This is a genomic window from Paraburkholderia fungorum (assembly GCF_046027605.1).
Classification (GTDB): Bacteria; Pseudomonadota; Gammaproteobacteria; order Burkholderiales; family Burkholderiaceae; genus Paraburkholderia; species Paraburkholderia fungorum_F.
The window spans coordinates 1-1,319 of record NZ_JAQQEF010000081.1; the positions used below are offsets into that span (position 1 = coordinate 1).

Annotated in this window: 1 protein-coding gene; it reads left to right on the forward strand. The window is 60.6% G+C overall.

Going from position 1 to position 1,319, the window contains the following annotated elements; genetic code table 11:
• Positions 1 to 113: 113 nt before the first annotated feature.
• The coding region (gene istA, locus PQR53_RS38815; RefSeq protein WP_408463171.1) for an IS21 family transposase at positions 114 to 1,319 on the forward strand (1,206 nt) is incomplete at its 3' end.

Consider the following 1,319-nt stretch of genomic DNA (forward strand, 5'->3'; position numbering starts at 1 on the left):
TGTTGATTTGCACTGAATTCTGACCCACCTGACACGGTGATTTGCATCGAATATTGACCCACGTGGAACACACTGGCCCGCTGTGCAGCTAGCGGGAGAACGGAGTGATCGACATGGCAATATTGAGCATCATCCGACGCTGGCATTATCGCGATCATGTCTCGCTACGCGAGATCGCCAAACGGCTTGGCGTTTCAAGAAACACCGTCAGGCGCTATATACGCGCCGGCACCGTAGTGCCCACCTATCCGGAACGGCAGAGCCCGAGCAAGCTCGACGGATTTGCGGCGAAGCTCGCCGGCTGGTTAAAGACGGAAGCAAACCGGCCGCGCAAACAGCGCAGAACCCTCAAGCAGATTCACGCTGACCTCACCGTGCTGGGGTTCACCGGATCCTACGACCGGGTCGCCGCCTTTGCGCGCCGCTGGCGACAGGAGCAGCAGGAGCAGGCAAGGAGCGCAGCACGTGGCACCTTTGTGCCGCTGAGCTTTGCACTCGGTGAAGCATTCCAGTTCGACTGGAGCGAGGACTGGGCCGTGATCAACGGCGAGCGCACCAAACTGCAGGTTGCGCAATTCAAGCTTAGCCACAGCCGGGCGTTCTTCCTGCGTGCCTATCTTCTGCAAACTCACGAGATGCTGTTCGACGCCCATCACCACGCGTTCGTCGCGTGGGGTGGTATTCCGCGCCGGGGTATCTATGACAACATGAAGACCGCTGTCGACAAGGTACGTCGTGGCAAGCTTCGGGACGTCAACGCGCGCTTCAGCGCCATGGTCAGTCACTACCTGTTTGACGCTGAATTCTGCAATCCGGCCTCGGGCTGGGAGAAAGGGCAGATCGAGAAGAACGTTCAGGACAGCCGTCACCGGCTGTGGCAACGAGTGCCCGCGTTCGGTTCGCTCGCTGCATTGAACGACTGGCTGGCCGACCAGTGCGTCCTGCTCTGGCAGCAGACGCAGCATCCTGAGCAGGACACGACGATCTGGGACGCGTGGTCGATCGAGCGGCCCCATCTGATGCCGGTCGGCCAGGCATTCGACGGCTTTGTCGAGCACACCAAGCTTGTTTCGCCCACGTGTCTGGTGAGTTTCGACCGCAACCGTTATAGCGTGCCGGCGGCATTTGCCAACCGGCCCATCAGCCTGCATGTCTATGCGTCCCAGCTCGTCTTCGTCGCCGAAGGCCAGGTCATCGCGGAGCATGTCCGGCGTATCAACCGCAGCCATGATCGCGGAGAAACCATCTACGACTGGCGTCATTACCTCGCAGTCCTGCAGCGCAAGCCTGGAGCGTTGCGCAACGGCGCGCCGTTCGCA